The sequence below is a fragment of the Filomicrobium insigne genome, assembly GCF_900104305.1.
GTDB classification, from domain to species: Bacteria; Pseudomonadota; Alphaproteobacteria; order Rhizobiales; family Hyphomicrobiaceae; genus Filomicrobium; species Filomicrobium insigne.
This window is the reverse complement of record NZ_FNJC01000001.1, coordinates 915,501-939,109: the sequence shown is the minus strand read 5'-3', so window position 1 is coordinate 939,109 and position 23,609 is coordinate 915,501. Positions and strand designations below refer to the sequence as shown.

The following is a 23,609-nucleotide window of genomic DNA, read 5'->3' as shown; positions in this document are numbered from 1 at the left end:
AAAAGGTTGGTTGCCCGTAGGCAACCAACCTTCCCCCGCTGCCTAGCGCCCACTGAGAGGTGCTGGCAAAATTCCCTCTAAACAAAATCAGGCGTCAGTCGTTTCCGTTTCATTGCGGGCTTCATTGCGCGCCAAGGCAACACGAACTGTTTCGACCTGCTCGCGCTCGCGACGCCGCGGTTGCGGCGGCTGGAACGCACGCCGGGCGTGGTGTTCGCAGTACGGAAGACCAGGAACTTTATCCTTCCCGCAGAAATGGAACTCAGCCGTTTGCGGATCGCCGATTGGCCAACGGCAGCACGATCCAGTCAGTGTCTGGATGCTTTTGCGTTCAGCCATCGGAATTACAAGTTCTTCGACGGTTGGGGTGAATGGCTCGGCGTCCGGAGAATAAAGTGCACGGACAGCAGGATTGCCATTGGTCGGAAAACGGGCCGGACGGGTCTGCCGCTTGGCAGCGTTTGCCAGGCGGGGTCGCGGGCGGTGCGACTTTATCCGCGAAGTCGTTGCCCGACCGGACAATCCCAGCCGATGCACTTTGCCGATGACTGCGTTGCGCGTTACGCCGCCGAGACGTCCGGCGATCTGGCTCGCGCTCAACCCCTCCGACCAGAGCCTCTTAAGAAGCTCAACTCTTTCGTCGGTCCAGGCCATGCTTGTCGCTCCCTTGAGAATCACATCACAATCGCGCTCCACCCGAAGGGGGCGCGGAAAAAGACCGACCGGCCGAAATGGCGCTCGAAAACGCGCTATAAGGCGCGCAATGAGCGGAACTCATGCCGACGCAATCGGATTACGAACGCTACTTGGAAGTACGCTTGACAAACTCACGCGAAACAAAAGGGGCGCTACTCAGCCACCAAACGCGTGCGGGACGAAAACTCTGTGGCGTCGCCAACTCAGCGACATCTCGTGCCCGGACCCCTTCACAGTACAACATCCAGATTTCGCGCTACAAGCATTGAGGTTCGGGTAAGACACCCGTTGACAACGCCACGTGGCGTCTTCGCAACACAAATGATTCGTACGGCAGTGTTTTGGCGAGCACCGAACACTGCTATAGAGCTAACCCCGGAAAGTACGCGGAGCCATAACGGTCTGCGTTGACAGGTGCTAATATGCCGCTTATCTCATGGGCTTCCGTGGGCCGCCGGCAAAGGCGGCCATTTTTATTTGGTACAGGAGGGATCAGTTCGCATGACTGAGCCCCTGACAGCTGCGCCGGCAGCAGGAGCGAATAGCCAAAACTCCCCGGTATTAATGTCCACCTATGCGCGCCAGGATGTTGCCTTTGTGCGCGGCGAAGGGGCTTGGCTGTTTGCCGCTGACGGCGAGCGCTATCTCGACTTCGGTTCCGGCGTTGCTGTCAACGTGCTGGGGCATGCGCACCCTCATCTTGTCGAGGCCCTGACCGAGCAGGCAACGCAGCTCTGGCACACGTCTAATCTCTACCGGAGCCCCGGTCAGGAACGGTTGGCGCAGCGTTTGTGTGCGACGACCTTCGCCGACAGGGTCTTTTTCTGCAATTCCGGCACTGAAGCGTGCGAGGGCGCGATCAAGGCTGCCCGCCGCTACCACTATGTTAATGGGCATCCGGAACGCTGGCGGGTCATTACCTTTGAAGGCGCCTTCCACGGCCGCACGCTGACGGCGTTGGCCGCAGCAGCCAATCCGAAATATCTGGAAGGTTGCGGCATCGCAGCAGACGGCTTCGACAACATACCCGTATCGGAGCCCGAAGCGCTGCAAGCGGCTATCGGTCCCGAGACGGCCGCCATCATGGTCGAGCCGGTCATGGGAGAAGGCGGCGTCAGAGTGGTCCCGGCAGAAGACCTGCAGCTGATGCGGGCGCTCTGTGACGAGCACGGTCTGCTTTTGATTTTTGATGAGGTGCAAACGGGTGTTGGGCGTACCGGGCGGCTGTTTGCCCACGAGCACGCAGGCATAGAGCCCGATATTATGGCCATAGCCAAAGGGATCGGCGGCGGCTTTCCGCTTGGCGCGATCCTGGCCACCGAAAAGGCGGCATCAGGCATGACCGCAGGATCCCATGGGTCCACATTCGGGGGCAATCCTCTGGCAATGGCTGTCGGCAACGCCGTCTTGGACGTTGTCTTGGAACCTGGGTTCTTGGAAGAGGTGTCCCGCAAGGCCGCGCGCTTGCGTCAATCCCTCGCTGAAATCAAAGACCGCTTTTCTGACCTGGTTCTAGAGGTTCGGGGCGAAGGCTTGTTGATGGGCCTGAAGCTCAATCCCGATGTTCCCGTAGCCGATTGCGTCAAGGCGGCGCTCGCTGAGCACCTTCTTCTAATCACCGCGAGCGACAACGTCGTTCGGATTCTCCCACCGTTGAACATCAGCGAAGACGACATCGTAGAAGGCACAGCTCGCATAGCCCGTGCCCTTTCGAAGCTTACTGTACCTGCCCGCTAGCAACCCTAATCTTTTCCGCACTTGGAGATCGACTCCGAGCCATGGCCGTTCGCAATTTTATTGATCTAGATAACATCGACGCAGCTATTCTGCGCACGATCCTCGATTCCGCCCACGCTATGAAGCGCGCCGGTAAGCGTGTTCCAGACAAATTGCGTCCGGCCGGCATTGAAGACGACGTGCTCGTCATGATCTTCGAAAAGCCCTCGACGCGCACACGTGTCTCATTCGATGTCGCCATGCGTCAGCTCGGCGGGCAGACAATCGCGCTCAACCACACGGACCTGCAGTTGGGGCGCGGGGAAACGATCGCGGATACGGCGCGTGTTTTGTCGCGATACATCGACGCCATCATGATCCGCGCGAACAGTCATGACACCGTGATGGAGCTGACGCGTTACGCAACCGTTCCCGTGATCAATGGTCTGACCGACCGTAGCCATCCCTGTCAGGTCATGGCGGATCTGATGACATTCGAAGAGGCCAAGGGCCCGTTGAAGGGGCGGTCTGTAGCGTGGGTGGGTGACGGAAACAACGTCGCGGCCTCCTGGATGCATGCAGCTGTGAAGTTCGATTTCGAGCTGCGCATTGCGTGTCCCGAAGAGCTGCGGCCCGATCCTGATGTCACCGCCTGGGTCAAGCGCGAGAAGGGCCGTGTTCTGATCACAGATAGCGCAGAGGAGGCTGTCGACGGCGTCGATTGCGTCGTGACGGATACCTGGGTTTCAATGGGCCAGAGCGATGCGCCGCGTCGCAAAACGCTGTTGGCGCCATACGTGGTGGACGACGCATTGATGAGCAAATCAGCAAGCGACGCGATATTCATGCACTGCTTGCCGGCGTATCGCGGGCATGAAGTCACTGAAGAGGTCCTCGAAGGACCTCGTTCAGTGGTCTTTGACGAGGCCGAAAATCGATTGCACGCGCAAAAGGCCATTCTGGCCTGGTGTCTTGGAGGATAGAGGGATTGGCTGCTGGGCAGGATGCAGAGCGCATCGCCGGGATTAACGGATCGGCAATCCCAGATGATCTGGTCATCCCGTTTCGGACCGTCCGTTCCGGCGTAGCCGGGCGGCTTGTGCGCCTGGGCAAGAGCGTAGACCGTATTCTGCAACGTCACAGCTATCCCGCGGCTGTCGGACAGGCGCTTGGTGAGGCTTTGGCGCTGACGGCGCTTTTGGGAACGGGATTGAAGATCGAAGGACGACTGATCCTGCAAACGAAGAGCGATGGAGCTCTCGGATTGCTCGTCGTGAACTACGATACGCCCGGACATTTACGCGGTTACGCCAGTTTCGATGCAGAGCGCAGTGCGGAGATTTCAAACGGCAATGGTGTCGTTGATCCAGAGGCCCTCTATGGCACGGGCCATCTCGCTATGACGATTGACCCTGGCGGTGACATGGATAGATACCAGGGGATCGTTGCGCTGGAGGGCCAGCCGCTGACCGATGCCGCGCTCACCTACTTCCGTCAGTCTGAACAGCTGCCGACGTTCCTGCGGCTGGCCGTTGCTCGTGTTTATGTCCCGGGCGAGAACGAAGGTGCCGATGATTGGCATTGGCGGGCGGGCGGCCTACTTCTGCAAAATCTCGCGCGAGAGGGCGGCCAGGGCCTGGATCAGAACTTCAGCGAGAGCGAAGCCGAGCCCTATGGAGAGGCACTACCGCTCGAAGATGACGATGATGACGGCTGGCAGCGCACGCGCATTTTGGCAGCCACCGTCGAGGATCATGAGTTGATCGACCCGATGTTGGCGCCCGACCGGTTATTGTACCGGCTCTTCCACGAGGAGGGTGTGCGGGTTCACGACGCCCACGCGATCGAGGAACGGTGCCGCTGCTCGCGCGAACGCGTCGAGTCCTTCCTGCGTAGGTTTGAGGGCGCTCAACTTGATGAGATGCGCGAGCCTGACGGAGCAATTTCTGTAACCTGCGAATTCTGCAGCACAACCTATCGCTTCGAGCCGGGTGAAATCGGCTAAAGCGGGTTCGTCCTCAGTTGACCTTCGCGATTAAGGGACCCGGCTGTGCGTCTGCACTATTGTGCGGCAGGCGGGAATCTTAGGCCGATAGCCGATCAGCGAGCCGCCCCAAAAATTCCATACACCGGTCAAGCTCGCTGGCTTCGATCCATTCGTTCGCAGTGTGCGCCTGCGCGATATCGCCGGGACCGCAAACAACGGATGGCGTGCCTGCATCTTGGAACAGACCGGCTTCCGTCGCATAGGAAACCGCGTGGGTATGGTTGCTCTCGGCTAATTCCAGCGCCAATGACACCACCGGTGAATCGGCATCGACTGCAAACGGCGGAACACAGTTGGTTTGCTGGATACTGATTCCGGCTTCTTTGGCAACAGCGTGCATTGGCGCAAGCAGGCGGCTGGCGTAGTCCTTGACGCGTTGTTCGATGGCATTCGTGTGCAATCCGGGAAGCGCGCGCACTTCGAACCCAAAATTGCATGAGACGGGCACGATGTTCGTAGCAGTACCGCCCTTGATCAGCGTAACCTGCAATGTGGAATAAGGAGGATCGAAACGCGTGTCCCGACTGGTGTTTGCGAGATGCTCTTCAATCGCCGCGAGTTCTCCCAAAAGTCGGCCGGCATAGGAAATCGCGTTGACGCCCAATGGGGCCATGCTGGAATGGACAGCCCGGCCGTGCACGTCCACGTCCCATCTCACCGGACCTTTGTGCGCGGTTACAACACGCATTCCCGTTGGTTCGCCGACGATGACCATTTCAGGTTTGATGAGATCATTGCCCAAACGAGCAATCATTGGACGGACGCCTGTGCACCCGATTTCCTCATCGTAGGAAAACAGGATATGGACCGGTTTGCTGAGGCGCCGGCTTTGCAGCATCGGAACAGCCGCCAGCACACACGCAAGAAACCCCTTCATGTCCGTCGTGCCGCGTCCATAGATGCGGCCGTCACGCTCTGTCATCCGGAACGGATCGGTGTCCCAATTCTGGCCGGCTACCGGAACGACGTCGGTGTGCCCCGAAAGACCAATCCCGCCAATGTCCTGCGGCCCAATCGTCGCGTAGAGGTTTGCCTTGTCGCGCTCCTCATTAAAGGTGAGCGAGCTCGCCAGCCCATGCTGAGCCAGATAATCTTCGACAAAGCGTATCAGGGGCAGGTTCGTCTTATGGCTGGTGGTGTCGAAGCTGATGAGCCGGTCAAGCAGCTCCTTTGCCGAATATGTTGGGCCGGGCATGAGCGCGTTGTTTCTCGCGTATAGTTGATCAAGTAAGGACGAGCGTCGGCAGGGGCATTGCGCAGTTCAGCAAACCCCGGGCGCGCTCAGTTCACCGAGTGAGTCTCGTAGGGGCAGTCGAGCGAAAAGGCTGGGATAGCAACGTCGAACAAGATGCCATCCTGATCGGCCATTTGATAGCTGCCCACCATGATGCCCGAAGGCGTTCCGAGCGGACATCCAGATGTGTAGGTGAAGGTTTCGCCGGGCCCGATAACGGGCGTTTGGCCGACAACGCCCGGCCCGCGCACCTCTTCGGTGACGCCGCGCGCGTCCGTAATTTGCCAGAACCGCGAACGAAGCTGCACGCGGTGTTCACTCTCGTTGGTTATTTCAACGGTATAGGCCCAGAAGAAATAACCCTCATCAGGCGAAGACTGGTCTTGGACGAACGCTGGCTCGACGCGAATCCGAATGCCGCGAGTGACTTTCTCATACATGTTAGTGCTGTTTTCCATGTGACGCGATCGTGTGACCGGACGGCGCCCCGCTTGCCCGAGAGGGGATTGTCCGCCACCCTTGCCTTCCGGTCAACACCGGCATCGGAAACCCGATGCGCGTTTTAGCTTCGTGCCGCGCGCACAGCCCGTTCGAGGTCAGCAGCCAAGTCATCTGGATCTTCAAGCCCGATCGAGAGCCGCACCATACCATCTGTGATCCCCAACTCGGCCCGAGCGTCAGGCGTAAGCCGCTGGTGGGTTGTGGTCGCGGGGTGCGTAACGAGGCTCTTGGCATCCCCAAGATTATTGGAGATCTTTATGATTTTCAGGCCGTTGAGGAATTTGAAGGCAGCCTCCTTGCCGCCATCCAGATAGACCGGAACGACCTGCCCGCCGCCCTTCATTTGCTTTTTAGCAACCTCGGCCTGCGGGAAGTCGGCCCGCGTCGGGTAGAGCACCCGCTGAACGCCGGAGAGTCCGACCAGATGATCTGCGAGCCGCGCCGCGGTGTCGCACTGCGCCCGAACGCGAAGCGCGAGCGTTTCGAGGCTTTTCAGCATAACCCAGGCGTTGAACGGGCTGATCGATGGGCCCGTCTGGCGGATGAAGGTGTGCAGATGGTCGTTGATATACTCCTTTGAGCCGAGAACGACACCGCCGAGGCAGCGGCCCTGACCGTCGATGTGCTTTGTCGCCGAATAGACGACAACGTCGGCGCCATGTTCAATCGGCCGCTGCAGCATTGGAGTTGCGAAAACGTTGTCGACGACCGTGACGGCGCCAATCCGCTTCGCGATGGCCGAAACCGCAGCGATATCGACTAGGGCAAGAGTTGGGTTTGCCGGCGTTTCAAAGAAGAACAGCTTGGTATTCGGCCGAACGGCTTCTTCCCAGGCATCAACGTTCGATCCGTCGACCAGAGTGGCTGAGATCCCGAAGCGTGGACAAAGATCCTCCACGACGTAGCGGCAGGAGCCGAACATTGCTGCCGACGCCACCACGTGATCCCCGGCCTTAAGGTAGCAAAGAAGCGCGGACGTAACCGCGGCCATACCCGTGGCCGTAGCCCGGGATTCTTCAGCGCCTTCCAGAAGCCGCATCCGCTCTTCAAACATCGTCACGGTCGGATTAGAAAAGCGGCTGTACTGATAGCCCGGTTCTTCGTTCTTGAAGCGACGCTCTGCCTGCTCGGCACTGTCGTAAACGTACCCCTGCGTTAAAAACAGGGCTTCCGATGTCTCGTTGAATTGAGAACGGAGCGTTCCGCCATGCACCAGCCGCGTCGCCATGGCAAAGTCTTCGCAATCAGCTTCTGGATCGATCGATTTCGGATTGGTCACGCGCTTCTCCCTTCGCATCAGTCAAGCTCTGCACCGCAATCGCGCGCAGAAATCGCCATGGACCGCCCAACGAGCGGACGTAACGGGCCCGCTGAGCGTCGCAACTAAGTGGGCCGGGCGCTTGATAACGGGGGACTGCACCAGAAATGCGCGCGGCCTTTTAGCAAGTTGTTTTTACGTGGCTGCAAGCCGGCCGGCCAAATCACCACGGTAGTAGGAACGGGGATTAGCGCCGATTGCCGCTTGGCGTCAAGCATCACGTGTTCTATGGCACTGAGATCGAAGGAGGGCGCGACGTGAGCAATCCAGCCCGGATCGAGGATAAAGACGTGAACGCGCAGAGCGGCATAGAGCCTGCGGGCGTACTGCCCGTGCAGGCAATAGAAAAACTGCTGGCGGAAGGCGCTATCTCTGTGGCTGAGCCGCTGATTGATGGCCAAATCCAGCCGGCGAGCCTTGATCTGCGTTTGGGCCCGAAGGCCTATCGCGTCCGTGCAAGCTTCCTGCCGGGGCGAGCAGTATCCGTAGAAGCGCGTCTTGCGGACCTCAAACTTCACGAAGTAGACCTCAGCCAAGGCGCCGTGTTGGAAACCGGATGCGTCTACGTCGTCCCGCTGCTGGAAAGTTTAAACCTACCTGAGACTTTGTCGGCATCGGCCAATCCAAAAAGTTCGACCGGACGTCTTGATGTCTTCACACGCGTAATTGCCGATCGTGTGACGGCCTTCGATCAGATCCCTGCTGGATACCAAGGCCCGCTCTATGCGGAAATCTGCCCTCAGACGTTCCCGATCCTCGCGCGCACGGGCAGCCGCTTGACTCAGATTCGGTTCCGTCGCGGCAGGCCGCAGGATACCGATGCCGAGTTGGCCGCCCTCCATGAACGCGAACGACTCGTCAACACGGCGAATCCCGATATCTCCGGCGGTATTGCGCTTTCCGTTGATCTGACCGGATCTGAAACGGGCCTTATCGGCTATCGCGCGAAGCGCCATTCCGGTCTGGTTGACGTGGATGCGCCGGGCTCCTGCGCCATTGCGGAGTATTGGGAGCCGATCAACGTCGGCAAGCAACGACGGCTCATACTCGATCCCGATCAATTCTACATATTGGCCTCGAAAGAAGCAGTTCATGTCCCCCCGACACACGCGGCCGAAATGATGCCCTTCAACCCGCTCGTCGGCGAATTTCGCGTGCACTATGCAGGCTTCATGGACCCTGGCTTCGGTCATGCGCCAGCTGGCGGTGAGGGCTCGCGGGTTGTGCTCGAAGTCAGAAGCCACAAGGTCCCCTTCATCCTCGAAGACGGTCAGATCGTCGGGCGCCTTATATACGAACGCCTGACAGAGATTCCCCGCCTACTCTATGGTCGCGATTTGGGATCGAACTATCAGGCCCAAGGCTTGAAGCTTTCCAAGCACTTTCGCTGAACAGACAAAGAAAACGGCTGGCCCCAGAGGACCAGCCGCCAAAACTTTCGACACTCAAAGCCTGATCAATCGCACGCAAAGTCGAGCTTGACCCACGGCAGATCGAGTTTGCAGCGTCCGTCCGCGGTCTTGTTGAAATATTTGTCGATCGGCAGGTCACCCAAACTCGGGCCGTCTTCCACATCGGGAGGTGGGGCTGCGTTCGCCATTTCTTTTTTCTGGGGAGCAGCAGGTTTCTGTGCCGGGGGGGAGGCCGCGTCTCCGGTATCCTTTTGCGGCTCAGTCATTGGTGCTTCTGCAGTGTCCGCAGCGGACGGCGAGGCAGCGTCAGGTTTGGCTGCTGTCGTCGCAGGCGGAGCGTCTGATGTTACGTCGGGCGGTGTCGCAGGTTGCAGCGCCGGAGCCGATTCAGCGGCAGGCTCCGTCTTTTTGGCATACACGGCATCGTCGCAACGAGTGAGAGTGTCCGGAGCCTTCGTCCAAACCATGGTCTTGGAAAAGAACTTCGTACCCGCATACCCTTTCACGCGAAGCTGATTATCGCTGAGCAATTTCAGTTCGACGCTGTATTTCTTTTTACGCTCGGGACTGTAAATCCAGCCGTTGTCCCAAATGCCTGAACCCGTGGCGCTGACATTGCCAATGATCTGCTTGCCGCAACCGCGCGTGTCGTTCGTGTCTTTGACCCAAACCACGTAGCCGCAGTAGTCGTCGCCACACGGTTTAATTTCAATCGCACCGCGGCCCTTGTCGTCGAGCCAGACACCGGATGGGTCTGTCGCCGCCTGCGCGATGCTTGGCAGCGTCATTGCTGCAAGGATGAACGCGCCGGCAGTAGTTAGATAAGATCGCATGATCTACGCCCTTCTCTGTCCTGTTTCGCGGCATAAGCTGAAGCATTAGCCGTCGCAGTGCTGTTCTCTGGGGAACATGCAACCTAAGAATATGGCGAACGCCCGGCGCCCATATGGGTTTCATCACATGGTGTGGCAAGCCGAGCCCTTAAATGATCACACGATAACAGGAAAGGGCGGCACCGCCCGGGATGCCGCCCTTATTTGTAAAAACCTGCTGAAACCGGCTTGCAGCGCTATAAGCTATTGATTTGCCGGGCCATAATTATTGGCGTCGGCAGGCATACTAGGCGCTTCAGGCAGAGCGGAAGGCTCCTCGTAGTAGAGCTCGCCGTCCTCGATTGACACGATGTCGCCTGCGGCAATTTCGTAGGCATCCGGGTCATCATCAAAGAACAGGCTGCACGAAGACGAGCACAATTCATCCAGCTGCTGAGAAGGTTCAGCCGTGACGACACGCTCCTGATCCCCTTCGACGATGCGCAGGTTGTGCGCCGAAGGGTCGCGGTTGATGATCGTCGTGGCTTGCGCCGCGGAAAGCCAAAATGCGCTTGCGGCGACTGTACCCAGCACCAGTTTCAACGCGGTCATGCAGATCTCCGAGGTCGTCTTACTTAGCCCGCTTGGCTGCCGGCTTTTTCGCAGCCTTAGCGGCCTTTGCCGGCGGAGCTGCAGCGGCTGCTGCAGGGGCTGCTTTTTTTGCGGCGGGTTTGCTTGATTGAGTTTTTTTCATCTCAATAGGTTCCAAGGTTTTCTGTTTTGAGTGCGATTTCTACTCAACACATTCGAGATATGAGTGAGTTGGTAAATTCGTACAAACGAATTAATGTGAATGTTTGAATGAAGATCTTTGAACTAAGAACCTGCCTATTCACGCCATAACCCTTTTTTGGGCCGCATGGACATCACGCTCGCGAAAACATTTCTGGCTATCGTGGAGGCGGGAAGTTTCAAGGACGCAGCCGAAAAGCTGTGCGTAACTCAGTCTACGGTGTCTATGCGGGTCAAGGCGCTGGAGGAGGCACTCGCTCGAACTCTGTTTGAGCGCGCCAAGAGCGGCACGCGTCTGACCCCGGCCGGAGAGCAATTCCAGCGTCACGCCAGCGCGCTCTTGCGCGTATGGAACCACGCTCAGCTTGAGGTCGCGCTCGCCGACCATCATACGGATCATCTGGCTGTCGGTGGTCAGATCAGTCTGTGGGAAGGGTATCTGCTCAAATGGGTGGCGTGGCTGCGCGGTGCGCGCGGCGATATTGCGGTAACGGCAAGAATGGGAACGTCACGCGCGCTTATCGAGCAACTTCTCGAAGGCTCGTTGGATCTTGCCGTCGTTTACCGCGCAGAGTCGCGTCCGGGTTTGATCGTCGAGCACATTTTCGACGATGAACTTGTGCTCGTAACGAGCTCCACGTCGTCGGCACGGAGCCGCCGTAAAGGCTACGTGTTCGTCAATTGGGGCCCCGAATTTGCGGCAGATCATGCCGACACGTACCCTAATCAGACGCACACCAGTCTGCACTTTGATCTTGGCGCGGTTGCCTTAAGCTACCTCTTTGATACCGAAGCGTCGGGATATTTTCCGAGGCGTCTGGTCCAAAGTTATCTGGAAGACGAGCGCCTAAAGCTCGTCGAGCGCGCCCGCCGCTTCGTGTACCCCGTCTACGCAGTATACCCGGAAGATCACAACACAGATGCTTATCCAGAATTTCTGGCAGGGCTGCGGCGTATCTCCGATGAGCTGTCGGAATGAGGCGAGCGGGTGAATTAGGAGGATGAGCTCAGCACGGCCGTGAGAAGACCCGGAAACCTTTGGTCAATGTCGCTCCGTCGCAGAACATTGACGACTTCGGTCCCGCGCCGCTCCGACGTAATCAGACCCGCTTCCCGCAGCACTTGATAGTGATGCGACTGCGTCGACTTCGGAAGCTGTGCCGGTGCAGCAGTGGAACAGTTCATTGGACATCCACCATTCGCGAGCGTGCGCACGATCGCTAGACGCGCGGGATCAGCCAGCGCGTAAAGAACATTCTCTAATCTGACGTCCGCAATGGACGGATGTATGAACGGTCGTTGCATGACGACAATATGCGACCTAACGGGCGATTGTTCAATGATCCCAAAGAGCCGAACAAGACCGTCCAATAGGGAGTTGGGTGAAAGCGGTTAGGCGGCCGCGAAAAATCGCTCCAAGAAGCGCGTGTAGATGGCGGTAAGAGCCGAGAGGTCGCTGACCGGAACGTGCTCGTCGACTTTGTGGATCGTGGCGTTGACGAGGCCGAATTCGATCACTGGGCACGCGTTCTTGATGAAGCGCGCATCGGACGTACCGCCGCCGGTAGTAAGCGCAGGCGTTACCCCACTGACGTCGCGAACCGCGGCAACCAGCGTGTCGAGTAACGGTCCCGGCTCAGTGCAGAAGGCGTCGCCTGAAAAGGAGAACGTAAGCCGCATATCGGCCTCGACCTCTGCCGCGCTTGCTTCGCAACAGCTACGAATAGCGTCTTCCAGACGTTCGCGTGTCCAATTGTCGTTGAAACGCACATTGAAGGCCGCGCGCGCCTGCCCCGGTATGACGTTCGTCACGGTATTGGGGACCGAAATGATGGTGACCTCGAGATTGGAGCGCTCAAACCGCTCACTGCCTTCGTCGAGCGGAAGCACCGACAGCCGGTCGATGATGCGCGCGAGCTTGGGAACGGGATTGTCGGCCAACGCAGGATAAGCGCTGTGTCCTTGCCGGCCGTTGACAATGATTTCGCCATTGAGTGATCCACGCCGTCCGACTTTGATCTCATCGCCAATGCGGCGCGGATTGGACGGCTCCCCGACGATGCAGGCATCGATCTGCTCGCCCTGCTGCTTGAGCCAGTCGAGCACTTTGACCGTGCCGTTGATCGCCGGTCCTTCTTCGTCTCCCGTGATGAGGAGCGAAATGGCCCCCCGACGTTGGGTGTCCGATTGCGCAAGGTAGGCCGCCGCCGCAGAAACGAAGCAGGCGATTGCACCCTTCATGTCGACGGCGCCGCGACCGAAAAGAATGCCGTCACGAATTTCGCCTGCAAAGGGTGGAACGCTCCAGGCATCTTCTTCGCCGGGAGGTACGACATCCGTGTGCCCGGCAAAGCAGAGGTTCGGTCCGCTGGTTCCGATCCGTGCATAGAGGTTTTCAATATCCGGCGTGCCGGGCTCCGAAAACGTGAGACGGTGGCAGACGAATCCAAGTTCGGTGAGAACGTTCTCCAATAGCGTCAGCGCACCGCCCTCAGCCGGGGTTACGCTCGGGCAACGGATCAACGCCTGAGTAAGACGGGTAACGTCAGTCGGCAGATCGGCGGACATGCAAGCAAGCCTCTATGGCGACGGAGGGAGCCATTGGCCTCGAGAGGCAATGACACGGCTGAACGGGTACGACGATGCGTTTAGATCGATTCCCACCTGCGGTCTTAGCCGTCAAGTCGCCGGAGTTGAGACAGTCGTCGCGCCATCCAGTTGCGTCACGCCTTCGGAAAGAGCTGAGGGCCCCGCAGCTGGGCTGTCGATCTGCGCCTGCACAAGGGTAATCTTCTGCCAGATTTTGCTGGAGAGATAGGACGTTGTCTGGCCCAGATCGCTGGCGGTTTCGATAACGATGGGATCTCGCGTGCCCTGCGCATAAAGCGCGGCAATTTTGGCGGCGAGAGACAGCATCTCGGAGCAGTAGTCGAGGTAGCGAACGAGTTCGAATGGTGTCATCACCCGTTGCGGCGACGAGGGCGTTGCAGTGCCGACCGTCGAAACCCTGCCGGGATCTTTAGTCAATTGGTGCATGTCGATAACATGCACGATGGACCGCAATTCGTGGAGATCATCGAGCGCTTTTTGCCGGTGCCAGCGCCCTTCAAGCGTCGATAAGAAGAATACGCCCGCGCCCATAACAACCAGCGTATTGACCGCGGCATCGATGCCCTCCAACACGCCGAACAGGTTTTCGTCTCCGTGTTTGAGTTCGATGATCGAACCGACATAGATGAGCAAGGCCACACCGAGGCCCAGGACGAGGGCGATACCAAAGCGTAGCGGCAGATTGGGCTCGGAAACCGCTGCGGCCTTTTTCTGGCTGGTCTTGGCGATATCGAGAAGCTCTGAACAGACCTTACGCAGTCCGCAGCCAGGGAAACGCTCACTAATGCGACGATCAAGCGTCGCAACTGTCTCGATAATTTTGTCTGGGTCCAGCGTTCTGTATGGCATGGCGTCGTGGATGGCATGCGATCACGGCGCTTATTCGCCGTAAATGCGCTGGCGACGAGGTCGGATCATGTCCGGCGCGCATGTCGTAAAACACGCGCACCGGAATGCAGGTTAGTCGCGCAAAAGCTCGTTGATCGACGTCTTCGAGCGTGTTTTCTCGTCCACGCGTTTCACGATCACGGCGCAATAAAGCCCAGGTCCAGGCGAGCCATCCGGAAGAGGCTTGCCTGGCATAGTACCCGAGACGACGACGGAGTATGGGGGGACGCGGCCCATGAAAACTTCACCCGTTGCCCGGTCGACGATTTTTGTCGAAGCGCCGAGATAGACGCCCATGGACAACACCGATCCCTCACCGACGACAACACCTTCCGCGACTTCGGCACGTGCGCCGATAAAGCAATTGTCTTCGATAATCACGGGGCCGGCTTGCAACGGCTCGAGTACGCCACCGATTCCGGCGCCACCCGAGATATGGCAATTCCGGCCGATTTGCGCGCAACTGCCGACCGTTGCCCAGGTGTCTACCATCGTACCGCTGGCAACATAAGCGCCGAGATTTACGAACGAAGGCATCAGAACGACGCCCGGAGCGATATACGCGGACCGGCGCACGATACAGTTGGGCACGGCACGGAAGCCGGCCTTCTTGAAATCGGCTTCGGTCATCCCGGCGAATTTGGATGGAACCTTATCCCACCAGGCAGCGCCGCCAGGACCGCCAGAAATTGTCGTCATGTCATTGAGACGGAATGACAATAGGACAGCTTTCTTGAGCCACTGGTTGACCTGCCAATCTCCGCCCGGAGTCGGCTCGGCAACACGGGCTTTTCCGCTGTCGAGCAGATTGAGCGCTTCCTCGACGGCTTCCCGCACGGGGCCCACGGTTTGGGGTGTAACGTCGTCGCGGGCCTCGAATGCGGCCTCAATCGTCTTCTGCAAGTCGTCGTGCGACATTGCGCGCTCCCTCGTTATTCTTAAGAGTCACTTGAGTGAAACGCGTTGTGGCGGGAAGCCGCGAAGGTGTCAATCGCCGGTCCCGTTGTTCCTGCGGGCAGATGTGATCAGTCCTAACGGCTCAAGCGCTCGTTGCCGTCTTATTGTTGACGGTCCGCCGTGCTAGCGGGCGTCAAGCCGAAGAAATTAAGACCCAAGAGAGCATAAGGATCATTAGCCATGAGTCAGGATCGATCGCTGACCGCGAGTTTCTTTCTGGGAATCGTGACGACAATCATGGCGATTGCGGGCTTCGCTGTATTGCTCGTCATCGAACTTGTCGCAGCTATGTTGGCCTATATCTACTTGGCCATCTACAACACCGAACTGTTTGGATATCTCGTGCGAGAAGCGAGACAGGTTCTTGATGTCTTCAGCACCCAGTTCGAGACGTTTTTCCCAGATTCAGCGAATGCCGCTTATGCGACGCTACTCGGTGAGCTAGGGCCTAAATCCATCCTTCTGTTGCTCATTGGGCTCGCTGTTGGGGCGCTCATTCGGCTGGCTATCTGGATGATAACCCGCATTTTTCGGGCATTCGCTGCGTAACCTTAGCGCCGGCCGCTAGGGTAGGTGCGCCTTGATGAGGCGCACGGCGTCAGCACTGTCCCATTCCGCCGGGCCGACAAGCCGCCCAATCTCGCGGCCGTCCGCATCAATGAGCAAGGTCGTCGGCATGCCGATAACCTTCAGAACAGACGAAGATCCAGCCTTCTCGTCCACGTAGAGGGTCAAACTCTGAACGTTGATTTTGTCGAGAAACTGCTGGGATTTCTCCGCGCCTCCGCGATCAACGCTCAAAGCCACGACCTCGAATTTATCACTACCCAGTTGATTTTGCAGACGATCGAGCGCCGGCGTCTCTTCCCGGCACGGTGCACACCAAGTCGCCCACAGATTGAGAAGGATAGTTTTGCCCTTAAAATCAGCCAGGGTTAGCGACTGGCCAGTGCCGTCCTTGAACGAGACATCCCCTAGCGGTTCAGGCTCCGGCTTGAAAATAAAGGCCGCCATGTGCCCGGAATTGAGTTTTCCTCCCTCATTAGGCATGGCATTTGGGGTTGGAGCGGCCGTCTCGCCCGTATTTGTCGGAGCCGCCATAGGCTTTACTTCGGCGGCCGTCGGAGAATTGGCGATGCCCTCGCCGTTGTCAGACGGTGCCATCGTCCAGTATACCGCCGCAAACCCGATGACGGCTGCGATCGCCGCAATCCAAAGGTAGCTGGCTGGTGATGTTCGTTTCACCGCAGTCGAACTATCTTTGCTCATGGTCCTCAGTCTTCTTGTCTCATCCGCTTTTCTAGCCGGAGCTAAAACGTGACCGATACTAACGCCAACCGCATGTGGGGTGGCCGCTTCCAGATGTCACCCTCTGAGATCATGGAGGACATCAACGTCTCCATTGAGTTCGACAAGCGCATGGCCTTTGAGGATATTGCCGGATCCAAGGCACATGCCGCGATGTTGGCGGCGCAAGGCATCATCGGTGCTGAGGATGCGAAAGCCATCAGCGAGGGGCTAGATCGCATTCTCGGTGAGATCGAGCGTGGCGAGTTCGAATATTCTCGCGCGCTGGAAGATGTTCACATGAACATAGAGTCACGCCTGAAGGAGATGATTGGAGAGCCTGCGGGGCGCCTTCACACGGCGCGCTCGCGCAACGATCAGGTTGCGACGGATTTCCGCCTCTACATTCGGGCCTGCATTGATGCCTTCGACGTGGCTCTGCGTAACCTCCAGCATGCATTGGCGACGAAGGCCGCAGCACACGCAGGCACCATCATGCCCGGTTTTACGCATTTGCAGCCCGCCCAGCCCGTCACCTTTGGCCATCATTTGCTGGCGTATGTCGAGATGTTGGCGCGCGACCGGGGTCGCTTTGCTGACGCTCGCAAACGTTTGAATGAATGTCCGCTCGGCGCCGCTGCGCTTGCCGGCACCTCGTTCCCGATCGACCGTCACGCGACGGCAGAGACGCTAGGCTTCGATCGGCCGACGGCGAATTCGCTCGACAGTGTTTCCGACCGCGATTTCGCCCTTGAGACGCTCTCCGCGGCCACGATCTGCGCGTTGCACCTGTCGCGCTTCGCTGAGGAAATCGTGATCTGGTCAACGCCGCAGTTCGGCTTCATCAAACTGAGCGACCGTTTCACGACGGGCTCGTCAATCATGCCGCAGAAGCGGAATCCGGACGCCGCTGAGCTTTGCCGCGCGAAGGTCGGTCGTATCGCTGCCGCTCTGCAAAGCCTGGCAATGGTGATGAAGGGGCTGCCGCTCGCTTACTCAAAGGACATGCAGGAAGACAAGGAAGTCACCTTCGACGCGCTTGACAGCTTCCGCCTCGTCGTCGCGGCAATGGCTGGCATGGTCGAGGATATGGAGCCAGTCCCGGCGACAATGCATGCGGCTGCCGGGGCGGGTTATTCCACTGCGACCGATCTGGCCGATTGGCTTGTCCGCGAACTCAATCTGCCCTTCCGGCAAGCGCACCACGTCACAGGGGCGATTGTGGCCACTGCTGAACGCCGTGGCGTAGCGTTGGAAAACCTTACGCTCGACGAGATGCAGGCGGTGGAAAACCGCATCACGAAAGCTGTGTTTTCGGTGCTCAGCGTGGAAAATTCGGTGAAAAGCCGCTCCAGTTATGGTGGAACTGCGCCACAGAACGTAGCAAAAACAGCTGCGGATTGGGTCGCGAGGTTGGAAACGGAAGCCAACTCGGGCTAGAAAAGCCCAACATGGGCATGGCTTCCCAAGCTATGCTTTAGCATGCCTTGCCGTTTCGTGGGCATTGGGGAAGCGGCGGGCATCAAGGCTGAACGGCAAATGAGGGACAGCGTCAACATGTTGAGCGCGTTTCGAAAAGGCCTCCTGCTTGCAGCTGTTTCGTTAGCTGTTGCGGGATGCGGCATACGCGGCTCGCTAGAGGCGCCTGCGGAAGCTAAGGCGGCCGGCACCGCAACCTCACCCGAAGCCCAGGATCCGGGCAAGAACTCCGCTGCACCGGAAAAGGAGCATCGGCCCTTCATTCTCGACGGTCTGTTGCGCTAGGATCGCTCACCGGGGGCCGGGTCCGGTGTCAGATCGCACTGGCTCACATTCCAAAAAACGGCCTGATCTGCGATAAAATTCACCATGCATCATTTTGCCTATAGGGACGGCGTCCTCACCGCCGAAGGCGTCAGCCTCGTCGATATCGCGGAAGCCGTTGGCACGCCTTTCTATTGCTATTCGACCGCGACGTTGACGCGCCACTACGAGGTTCTGTCCCAGGCCTTTGATGGTCAGAACGCGTTGATTTGCTACGCGGTCAAGGCGAACTCCAACCAAGCTGTCCTGGCCACGATGGCGCGCCTCGGTGCGGGCATGGATGTCGTGTCTGAAGGCGAATTGCGGCGGGCGCGGGCAGCAGGTGTCCCCGCAAGTAAAATCATTTTCGCCGGAGTCGGAAAGACGCGGTCCGAAATGGCCTACGCGCTCTCGGAGGGCATTCTCGGGTTCAACGTCGAAAGTGAACCGGAGTTGTCGGCTCTAAGCGATGTCGCTGCGGAAATGGGGCTGCGAGCCCCCGTAGCGATCCGCGTAAACCCGGACGTAGACGCTGGAACTCACGCTAAGATTTCTACGGGCAAGGCCGAGAACAAATTCGGCGTGCCTTTTGCTGCGGCACCCGAACTTTACGCCAAGGCCGCAAAACTGCCGGGCATCGAGATCACCGGCGTACACATGCATATCGGCAGCCAGATCACCGATTTAGCGCCATTTCGAGCGGCGTTCGCCCGCATGCATGAACTCGTCGTCATGCTGCGCGCCGCGGGGCATAATCTGCGCCACCTGGATATTGGGGGCGGTCTCGGAATCCCCTACCGCGGGACGAACGATACACCACCCCATCCCGACGAATATGCGCGCGTCGTGCGGGAGGCTCTCGGAGATCTTGGTCTGAAGGTCGTTCTTGAGCCGGGACGAATGATTGTCGGCAACGCTGGTGTGCTCGTAACGCGCGTAATCTACGTCAAGGAAGGATCTGACAAGACCTTCACGATCGTAGATGGCGCGATGAACGATTTGATCCGGCCGACGCTTTACGAGGCGTATCACGATATCTGGCCGGTCCTTGAAGCGCGCGCCCAGAATCCCGCTGTCATGCAGGATGTCGTTGGCCCGGTATGCGAAACCGGCGACTTTCTGGCCGAAGATCGCAAATTACCGCTCTTGCAGCCGGACGATCTGATCGCCGTTATGAGCGCCGGTGCGTACGGTGCCGTGATGTCATCGACCTACAACTCTAGATTGCTGATCCCTGAGGTTATGGTCTCAGGAGATGCGTATGCTGTGATCCGGAGCCGGCCGACATATGATGACTTGATTGCGATGGACACGCTTCCGCCCTGGCTGTCGAAAGGCTGAAGAGCTACGGGAAATGCGTGAAAAGAAGCCTCTGGTGCCTGCGCCTCGCCTCTATTACATGCAATAGATTGTGACATCCGCAAGCGTATTTGCCGGATGCGCTGATCGTTTGCCATGATAGGCTGGCCGCATGACAGATGGAATTCGTTCTCAGCAAGGGGCTGGAACAGGACCCGCGACGACCCATCCGACGCAGAACAGCATCAACGTGATGCTGGAGCGCAAAATCCGTCGTAGCCGGTGGGCGTTGTTCTTTGAACGGCTTTGGCCGCGTCTTTGGATGATTGCGGCTGTCGTAGCCGTGTTCATCATCGCTTCCCTGTTAGGTCTTTGGCCGCTTTTGGGGAGCACTGCTCATCTCATCGTATTGGCGCTGAGCGCGGTTGCGCTTGTTGCTGCGATAGGCTGGGCCGTCCGTACGCCATGGCCGACGCGCGATGCCGCGATCCGGCGTTTGGATCTTGAATCCACGGTTCCCCACAGACCCGCCACGTCCTACGAAGATACGCTCACAGCGGGCGAAACAAATGCCACAACGCTCGCGATCTGGCAGGCGCACCGCAAGCGCTTGGCAAATGCGCTCGAAAAGTTGCGCGTTGCGCCGCCTCACCCCGATACCCCCCGGCAGGACCCTTGGGCGTTGCGCATTCTCTTGTTGTTTGGCGTCGTGGCTGCAACGGCGCTGGTGGGCAGCGAATTTTCAGACAGACTGCAAAGTGCGTTTCGCTTCCGCTCGGAAACATCCGTGCTTCCGGCACGCGTAGACGCGTGGATCACGCCACCGGCCTACACGTCGAAGCCGCCCATTATGCTTGCCGATGGCGGAAAATCTCCGCAACAGCAAGCCGACGCGAACCGCCCCGGGCTTTTGGAAATTCCAGACAATAGTCAATTGATCGTCCGCGCCAGCGGCGTTGATCTCGGGGCGATAAGCCTGGAGATCCAGTCGGAAGATGAGCAGCCGATCCTCGTCAAGGCCGACAACGTCGAAGCGCCCGGCCGGACCATTGCCAACGTTGTGGAGCTGCGCCATGAGCTGACGCAACCCGCCCGCGTGCGCTTATTGATCGATGGCAGTGAAACTGCGGCATGGACCTTTGCGGTCATTGCCGATCAACCTCCCGAGATCGCATTGACCGAAGAGCCGAAAGCGACGCCGCGCGGCTCTATGAAGTTGGCCTATAAAATTTCCGATGACTACGGCGTGGCGTCTGCCCGGGCCAAGGTCGTGCGCGCCCCGCAGTCTGAAGAAGATCCCGCAACGGCGTGGGCTCGCCCGGAAACTTTGACCGGCCCGCGTCTGCCTCTGCAGCGTCCGCCCGAACTTGATCTGCGTTTGCCGCGGGCGAATGCTAAGGAAGGCGAAGCGATCACGCATCTTGAGCTCGGATCACATCCTTGGGCCGGCCTGCGCGTGATCATGACGTTGCAGGCAACTGATGTTGCCGGGCAACTTGGCGAAGCCAAGCCCATCGAGATGGTGTTGCCGCAGCGCATTTTCCGCAACCCTTTGGCACGCGCTGTCATCGAGCAGCGTCGCAAATTGGTCGAAGATTCGCGGCATCGGGTGTCCGTAGAGCGTGCGCTCAGTGCGTTGACCTTGGAGCCCGAAGGCTTCATCGATGACGTTCAGGTCTATCTCGGATTGCGCACCGCGTATTATCGCCTGAAGCGCGACGACACACGCCCGGGACTGGACAGCGTGATTGATCAGCTCTGGGACGTCGCTCTGCGCATCGAAGATGGAGACTTGAGCGATGCGGAACGGCGCCTGCGCGAAGCGCAGGACAAGCTGTCTCAAGCGCTTCAGGATGGCAGTTCCGACGAGGAAATTCAGCAGGCAATGCAGGAGTTGCGTCAGGCACTCAACGAATATCTCCAGCAGCTTCAGAAAGATGCCCAAAACAATCCGACCCAACAGGGCACGGATCAGCAGAACCAGATGCTGACCCAGCAGGACCTCGAGCGCATGATGAAGCAGATCGAGGAAATGGCTAAGTCTGGTTCGCGCGATCAGGCTCAGCAGATGCTGAGTGAACTACGCGATTTGCTTGACCGCCTGCAGTCGGGTCAAAATTCGCAGGCTCAGGGCGAAGCCAACAAGCAAATGATGGAAATGATGAGCGAGCTGGGTGACATCGTCGGCCAGCAGCAACGGCTCATGGATGACACATTTGGCGAACAACGGCGCGAGGGCGAAAACGGGCAGCGCGGTCAACAGGGGCAAATGGGCCAAGGTGGCCGCCAACAAGGCCAGCAGCGGCGCGGCCCGCAAGGCGAACAGGGCCAGATGGGACAAGGCCAGCCCGGTCAGCAGGGTCAACCAGGGCAGCTCGGCGACCGGCAGACCGAGCTTCGCAACCGATTAAGCCAGCTTCAGCGCGACATGCAGGAGCGTGGTATGGGCGGAACACCCAATCAATTCGACAGTGCGCGCGAAGCCATGGAGGCCGCAGAAGAATCCCTGAAGAATGGGGACTATGCCGGAGCTACTCAGGAGCAGGCGCGTGCGCTAGATCAGATGCGGCAGGGCGCGCAGGAGATGGCGCGGCAGATGATGCAGAATATGCCGCAGCGCTACGGCCAGAATGGCGATGCACCGCGTGACCCTCTGGGACGGCCGCAACGTTCGCAGGGTCCCGATCAGGGGACGTCTGTAAAAGTACCTGACGAGATCGACATGCAGCGGGCACGGCAAATTCTTGAAGAATTACGCCGCCGTTTGGGTGAAGCCCAACGCCCACCTTCTGAGCTCGATTATATCGAGCGATTGCTCCAGCGCTTCTGATCAAAGCAAGCATATTGATTCTCAGATCGCAGGCTGGTTCTGAAGCTCCTGTCAAGAGCTTCAAAACCGCCTGTGGCGATCGCGACATGCTTCACAATTCTTGCGCAGCAGTGAACGGATCGACGTTTGCCCATCCCAGCCATCACCATTAGAACCAAAAAAGGGGAGACCAGGACAATTGAGGTGCGGCGGCGCAGGGAGCGTCCGCCGATGGTGGTGCACGGGAGTGATGATTCTCATGACGTCGGTTATTGGCACGCGGCACGTGGCCGTCAGCCAATCGATGCGCAGCGATACCGCTGCGTTACAACGGGACTCGTTTTCGGGCACCGCGCCTGACCTTGGGGCATAGGTCGGCGGGGAAGGCTGATGGACATTCAGGATCTGCGCATCTTTACGCGCGTTGCGGCGATGCAGAATCTTTCTGCGGTGGGCACAGAGATGTCGCTCACGCCGGGCACAATCTCAAAGCGGCTACAGGCTCTCGAAGATGAACTCAGCGTTCGTCTTTTCGATCGCACGACACGCTCAATCCGGATCACAGAAGAAGGTGCTCTCTTTTTAGAGCATGTCGATCGCATCCTGGCGGAGCTTGAGCTGGCCCGTGCGAGCGTCGACGGCAACGTCAAAAGTCCGCGAGGAAAGCTGAAGATCAGCGCGCCCGTGCACATAGGCGGCCGCGAAGTCGGCGAAGGTATTTCGTCCTTCATGCGCCAGCACCCAGAAATAGAAATTCACGCTGAATTAACGGACCGCAACGTCAGCCTCCAGGAAGAGGGCTTCGACGTTGCGATCAAGACGGGAGTCCTTGCGGACAGCGCTTTGATCGCGAAACGTTTGGCGACCAACCCGCATGTTATCGCAGCCTCACAAGTTTACCTCGATAAGCATGGCGTGCCAAAGACACCCAACGAGCTGGAGCGCCACTGTTGTCTGGTTCACGGTGAAGACTGGGCATGGCCGTTCGCCCGGCGCAATGCACAGCGTAGTGTGCGTGTCACAGGAAGGTTGCGCACGAACGACGATCGCCTCCTGATGCGAGCTGCCCTCGATGGACATGGGCTGATCCGCGTATCGAGCGGGCGCGTTCGCTCGGCTCTCGCGGACGGTCGCCTCAGGACGGTGCTTGAGGATTACGATACGACCGGAGACAGTGCCGTTTGGGCAGTCTATCCGCGGAACCGTCACATGCTGCCGCGTTTACGTTCGTTCGTCGATTTCTTCGCGGCCTGGACGCGTGCCGCCGTCGATGAGGATCATCAGTGCAAGGACGTCCCCGTATCTAGCGACGGCGGGCGCATTCGGTCGGCAAAGGAAAACCAGCAGGCCGCTGCCCCTCAGCCGACCCGTTCCAAAACGCCAGCGCCCGCACGCAAGCGCGCCCCGCGTCCCCGGAAAAAGACTGCGAAGCGCGCGTAATATGTCATG

General features: G+C 58.8%; 22 protein-coding genes and 1 riboswitch. Of the genes, 11 read left to right on the top strand and 11 right to left on the bottom strand.

Going from position 1 to position 23,609, the window contains the following annotated elements; all coding sequences use genetic code 11:
• Positions 1–87 precede the first annotated feature (87 nt).
• Complete coding sequence (locus BLS30_RS04255; protein WP_046480050.1) at positions 88–654, bottom strand: GcrA family cell cycle regulator; 567 nt, start codon at positions 652–654, stop codon at positions 88–90.
• Positions 655–1,197: 543 nt separating this feature from the next.
• On the opposite strand from BLS30_RS04255, the gene BLS30_RS04250 reads away from it, so the two are divergent.
• From BLS30_RS04250 to BLS30_RS04240, 3 genes are read left to right on the top strand one after another with little or no spacing between them, the layout of a single operon-like run.
• Entirely contained in the window at positions 1,198–2,433 is a 1,236-nt protein-coding gene (locus BLS30_RS04250; protein WP_425284137.1) for an aspartate aminotransferase family protein, read from the top strand.
• 41 nt (positions 2,434–2,474) lie between these two features.
• Positions 2,475–3,395: an ornithine carbamoyltransferase gene (gene argF, locus BLS30_RS04245; RefSeq protein ID WP_046477378.1), complete on the top strand. Its 921-nt coding sequence runs from the start codon at positions 2,475–2,477 to the stop codon at positions 3,393–3,395.
• A gap of 5 nt (positions 3,396–3,400) precedes the next feature.
• A complete protein-coding gene (locus tag BLS30_RS04240; protein ID WP_244512359.1) occupies positions 3,401–4,417 on the top strand; it encodes an Hsp33 family molecular chaperone in 1,017 nt (338 codons plus the stop codon).
• A 79-nt stretch (positions 4,418–4,496) separates the two neighbouring features.
• Here the strand turns inward: BLS30_RS04240 and argE are convergent, their stop codons facing one another.
• The 3 genes from argE to metZ form a co-directional block, all read right to left on the bottom strand.
• A complete protein-coding gene (gene argE / locus BLS30_RS04235) occupies positions 4,497–5,654 on the bottom strand; it encodes an acetylornithine deacetylase (protein WP_090226803.1) in 1,158 nt (385 codons plus the stop codon).
• A gap of 86 nt (positions 5,655–5,740) precedes the next feature.
• Positions 5,741–6,133 (bottom strand): Co2+/Mg2+ efflux protein ApaG, encoded by a 393-nt coding sequence (gene apaG, locus BLS30_RS04230; RefSeq protein WP_046477380.1) that lies wholly within the window; start codon positions 6,131–6,133, stop codon positions 5,741–5,743.
• 122 nt (positions 6,134–6,255) lie between these two features.
• Positions 6,256–7,422, bottom strand: a complete 1,167-nt coding sequence (gene metZ / locus BLS30_RS04225; protein WP_082101238.1) for an O-succinylhomoserine sulfhydrylase — start codon at positions 7,420–7,422, stop codon at positions 6,256–6,258.
• A 191-nt stretch (positions 7,423–7,613) separates the two neighbouring features.
• Positions 7,614–7,692, bottom strand: a riboswitch (SAM riboswitch).
• A 110-nt stretch (positions 7,693–7,802) separates the two neighbouring features.
• Between metZ and BLS30_RS04220 the strand changes: the two genes are divergently transcribed.
• The gene (locus BLS30_RS04220) at positions 7,803–8,903 is read left to right on the top strand and encodes a 2'-deoxycytidine 5'-triphosphate deaminase (RefSeq protein ID WP_425284147.1); all 1,101 of its coding nucleotides are present in this window, start codon (positions 7,803–7,805) and stop codon (positions 8,901–8,903) included.
• 65 nt (positions 8,904–8,968) lie between these two features.
• Here BLS30_RS04220 and BLS30_RS04215 read toward each other — a convergent pair whose 3' ends face one another.
• Positions 8,969–9,757, bottom strand: coding sequence for a DUF2147 domain-containing protein (locus BLS30_RS04215; protein ID WP_090226797.1), 789 nt, complete (start codon positions 9,755–9,757; stop codon positions 8,969–8,971).
• Positions 9,758–10,000: 243 nt separating this feature from the next.
• Positions 10,001–10,348, bottom strand: coding sequence for a hypothetical protein (locus tag BLS30_RS04210; protein ID WP_046477383.1), 348 nt, complete (start codon positions 10,346–10,348; stop codon positions 10,001–10,003).
• A gap of 307 nt (positions 10,349–10,655) precedes the next feature.
• On the opposite strand from BLS30_RS04210, the gene BLS30_RS04205 reads away from it, so the two are divergent.
• On the top strand, positions 10,656–11,507 hold the full coding sequence (locus tag BLS30_RS04205) for a LysR family transcriptional regulator (protein WP_046477384.1): 852 nt from the start codon (positions 10,656–10,658) through the stop codon (positions 11,505–11,507).
• 14 nt (positions 11,508–11,521) lie between these two features.
• Here BLS30_RS04205 and BLS30_RS04200 read toward each other — a convergent pair whose 3' ends face one another.
• The 4 genes from BLS30_RS04200 to dapD form a co-directional block, all read right to left on the bottom strand.
• Positions 11,522–11,833 carry an ArsR/SmtB family transcription factor gene (locus tag BLS30_RS04200; RefSeq protein WP_046477385.1) on the bottom strand — a complete coding sequence of 104 codons (312 nt, stop codon included), beginning with the start codon at positions 11,831–11,833 and terminating at the stop codon, positions 11,522–11,524.
• Positions 11,834–11,920: 87 nt separating this feature from the next.
• A complete protein-coding gene (gene dapE, locus BLS30_RS04195; RefSeq protein WP_090226793.1) occupies positions 11,921–13,096 on the bottom strand; it encodes a succinyl-diaminopimelate desuccinylase in 1,176 nt (391 codons plus the stop codon).
• A 111-nt stretch (positions 13,097–13,207) separates the two neighbouring features.
• The gene (locus BLS30_RS04190) at positions 13,208–13,987 is read right to left on the bottom strand and encodes a hypothetical protein (protein WP_046477387.1); all 780 of its coding nucleotides are present in this window, start codon (positions 13,985–13,987) and stop codon (positions 13,208–13,210) included.
• Between the two features lie 111 nt (positions 13,988–14,098).
• Complete coding sequence (gene dapD / locus BLS30_RS04185; RefSeq protein WP_046477388.1) at positions 14,099–14,944, bottom strand: 2,3,4,5-tetrahydropyridine-2,6-dicarboxylate N-succinyltransferase; 846 nt, start codon at positions 14,942–14,944, stop codon at positions 14,099–14,101.
• 219 nt (positions 14,945–15,163) lie between these two features.
• On the opposite strand from dapD, the gene BLS30_RS04180 reads away from it, so the two are divergent.
• Positions 15,164–15,532, top strand: coding sequence for a hypothetical protein (locus tag BLS30_RS04180; protein ID WP_090226791.1), 369 nt, complete (start codon positions 15,164–15,166; stop codon positions 15,530–15,532).
• Between the two features lie 15 nt (positions 15,533–15,547).
• Here BLS30_RS04180 and BLS30_RS04175 read toward each other — a convergent pair whose 3' ends face one another.
• Positions 15,548–16,252: a TlpA family protein disulfide reductase gene (locus tag BLS30_RS04175; RefSeq protein WP_170832403.1), complete on the bottom strand. Its 705-nt coding sequence runs from the start codon at positions 16,250–16,252 to the stop codon at positions 15,548–15,550.
• Between the two features lie 72 nt (positions 16,253–16,324).
• Between BLS30_RS04175 and argH the strand changes: the two genes are divergently transcribed.
• The 5 genes from argH (at position 16,325) to BLS30_RS04150 (ending at position 23,600) form a co-directional block, all read left to right on the top strand.
• Complete coding sequence (gene argH / locus BLS30_RS04170) at positions 16,325–17,710, top strand: argininosuccinate lyase (protein ID WP_090226789.1); 1,386 nt, start codon at positions 16,325–16,327, stop codon at positions 17,708–17,710.
• Positions 17,711–17,827: 117 nt separating this feature from the next.
• Positions 17,828–18,034 carry an LPS translocon maturation chaperone LptM gene (lptM, locus tag BLS30_RS04165; protein ID WP_082101239.1) on the top strand — a complete coding sequence of 69 codons (207 nt, stop codon included), beginning with the start codon at positions 17,828–17,830 and terminating at the stop codon, positions 18,032–18,034.
• Between the two features lie 84 nt (positions 18,035–18,118).
• Positions 18,119–19,393, top strand: a complete 1,275-nt coding sequence (lysA, locus tag BLS30_RS04160) for a diaminopimelate decarboxylase (protein ID WP_046477392.1) — start codon at positions 18,119–18,121, stop codon at positions 19,391–19,393.
• 130 nt (positions 19,394–19,523) lie between these two features.
• Entirely contained in the window at positions 19,524–22,181 is a 2,658-nt protein-coding gene (locus BLS30_RS04155) for a TIGR02302 family protein (RefSeq protein ID WP_244512358.1), read from the top strand.
• Between the two features lie 369 nt (positions 22,182–22,550).
• Positions 22,551–23,600 carry a LysR family transcriptional regulator gene (locus BLS30_RS04150; RefSeq protein WP_090226786.1) on the top strand — a complete coding sequence of 350 codons (1,050 nt, stop codon included), beginning with the start codon at positions 22,551–22,553 and terminating at the stop codon, positions 23,598–23,600.
• Positions 23,601–23,609: the final 9 nt, after the last annotated feature.

Bases quoted from the DNA above. Each gene is read 5' to 3' on its own strand.
- BLS30_RS04190 (WP_046477387.1), bottom strand. From the start codon at position 13,987: ATGCCATACAGAACGCTGGACCCAGACAAAATTATCGAGACAGTTGCG.
- BLS30_RS04255 (WP_046480050.1), bottom strand. From the start codon at position 654: ATGGCCTGGACCGACGAAAGAGTTGAGCTTCTTAAGAGGCTCTGGTCG.
- BLS30_RS04175 (WP_170832403.1), bottom strand. From the start codon at position 16,252: ATGAGCAAAGATAGTTCGACTGCGGTGAAACGAACATCACCAGCCAGC.
- dapE (WP_090226793.1), bottom strand. From the start codon at position 13,096: ATGTCCGCCGATCTGCCGACTGACGTTACCCGTCTTACTCAGGCGTTG.
- BLS30_RS04200 (WP_046477385.1), bottom strand. From the start codon at position 11,833: ATGCAACGACCGTTCATACATCCGTCCATTGCGGACGTCAGATTAGAG.
- argH (WP_090226789.1), top strand. From the start codon at position 16,325: ATGTGGGGTGGCCGCTTCCAGATGTCACCCTCTGAGATCATGGAGGAC.
- BLS30_RS04210 (WP_046477383.1), bottom strand. From the start codon at position 10,348: ATGACCGCGTTGAAACTGGTGCTGGGTACAGTCGCCGCAAGCGCATTT.
- lysA (WP_046477392.1), top strand. From the start codon at position 18,119: ATGCATCATTTTGCCTATAGGGACGGCGTCCTCACCGCCGAAGGCGTC.
- argE (WP_090226803.1), bottom strand. From the start codon at position 5,654: ATGCCCGGCCCAACATATTCGGCAAAGGAGCTGCTTGACCGGCTCATC.
- BLS30_RS04180 (WP_090226791.1), top strand. From the start codon at position 15,164: ATGAGTCAGGATCGATCGCTGACCGCGAGTTTCTTTCTGGGAATCGTG.
- metZ (WP_082101238.1), bottom strand. From the start codon at position 7,422: ATGGCGACGCGGCTGGTGCATGGCGGAACGCTCCGTTCTCAATTCAAC.
- BLS30_RS04215 (WP_090226797.1), bottom strand. From the start codon at position 9,757: ATGCGATCTTATCTAACTACTGCCGGCGCGTTCATCCTTGCAGCAATG.
- BLS30_RS04150 (WP_090226786.1), top strand. From the start codon at position 22,551: ATGGACATTCAGGATCTGCGCATCTTTACGCGCGTTGCGGCGATGCAG.
- BLS30_RS04250 (WP_425284137.1), top strand. From the start codon at position 1,198: ATGACTGAGCCCCTGACAGCTGCGCCGGCAGCAGGAGCGAATAGCCAA.
- lptM (WP_082101239.1), top strand. From the start codon at position 17,828: ATGTTGAGCGCGTTTCGAAAAGGCCTCCTGCTTGCAGCTGTTTCGTTA.
- dapD (WP_046477388.1), bottom strand. From the start codon at position 14,944: ATGTCGCACGACGACTTGCAGAAGACGATTGAGGCCGCATTCGAGGCC.
- BLS30_RS04155 (WP_244512358.1), top strand. From the start codon at position 19,524: ATGACAGATGGAATTCGTTCTCAGCAAGGGGCTGGAACAGGACCCGCG.
- argF (WP_046477378.1), top strand. From the start codon at position 2,475: ATGGCCGTTCGCAATTTTATTGATCTAGATAACATCGACGCAGCTATT.
- BLS30_RS04205 (WP_046477384.1), top strand. From the start codon at position 10,656: ATGGACATCACGCTCGCGAAAACATTTCTGGCTATCGTGGAGGCGGGA.
- apaG (WP_046477380.1), bottom strand. From the start codon at position 6,133: ATGTATGAGAAAGTCACTCGCGGCATTCGGATTCGCGTCGAGCCAGCG.